The 1,190-nt window shown below is 62.5% G+C and carries 1 protein-coding gene; it reads left to right on the plus strand.

The features are described from left to right. On the plus strand, positions 1-1,190 hold a 1,190-nt coding region (tuf, locus tag ZRA01_RS20275), incomplete at its 5' end, for an elongation factor Tu (protein WP_141355180.1).

Genomic DNA, 1,190 nt, shown 5'->3' on the forward strand with positions numbered 1-1,190 from the left:
TGGCTAAGGAAAAATTCGAGCGGAAAAAGCCGCACGTAAACGTCGGCACGATCGGTCACGTTGACCACGGCAAGACGACGCTGACGGCTGCGATCACGACCGTGCTGTCGCGCAAGTTTGGTGGCGAGGCCAAGGCCTACGACCAGATCGACGCGGCGCCGGAAGAAAAGGCTCGCGGCATCACCATCAACACCGCGCACGTCGAGTACGAAACCGAGAGCCGTCACTACGCTCACGTTGACTGCCCGGGCCACGCCGACTACGTCAAGAACATGATCACCGGCGCTGCCCAGATGGACGGCGCGATCCTGGTGTGTTCCGCCGCTGACGGCCCGATGCCCCAGACCCGCGAGCACATCCTGCTGGCCCGTCAGGTTGGTGTCCCGTACATCATCGTCTACCTGAACAAGTGCGACATGGTTGACGACGAAGAGCTGCTTGAGCTGGTCGAAATGGAAGTGCGCGAGCTCCTCTCCAAGTACGACTTCCCGGGCGACGATGTGCCCATCGTCAAGGGCTCCGCCCTGAAGGCCCTCGAAGGCGACCAGTCCGACATCGGCGAGCCGTCGATCTTCCGCCTGGCTGACGCCCTGGACAGCTACATCCCGACCCCGGAACGTGCCGTCGATCTGCCGTTCCTGCTGCCGATCGAAGACGTGTTCTCGATCTCTGGCCGTGGCACCGTGGTGACCGGTCGCGTCGAGCGCGGCATCGTCAAGGTCGGTGAAGAAATCGAGATCGTCGGCATCGTCCCGACCGTCAAGACCACCTGCACCGGCGTCGAAATGTTCCGCAAGCTGCTGGATCAGGGTCAGGCTGGCGACAACGTCGGCGTGCTGCTGCGCGGCACCAAGCGTGAAGACGTGCAGCGCGGCCAGGTGCTGTGCAAGCCGGGCTCCATCAAGCCGCACACCCACTTCACCGGCGAGGTGTATGTCCTCTCCAAGGAAGAAGGCGGCCGTCACACCCCGTTCTTCAACAACTACCGTCCGCAGTTCTACTTCCGTACCACGGACGTGACCGGTTCCATCAGCCTGCCGGAAGGCACCGAGATGGTCATGCCGGGCGACAACATCTCCATGACCGTCAAGCTGATCGCGCCGATCGCCATGGAAGAAGGTCTGCGTTTCGCCATCCGTGAAGGCGGTCGTACCGTCGGCGCCGGTGTGGTTGCCAAGGTTATCGAGTAA

The organism is Zoogloea ramigera (assembly GCF_006539865.1).
Classification (GTDB): Bacteria; Pseudomonadota; Gammaproteobacteria; order Burkholderiales; family Rhodocyclaceae; genus Zoogloea; species Zoogloea ramigera.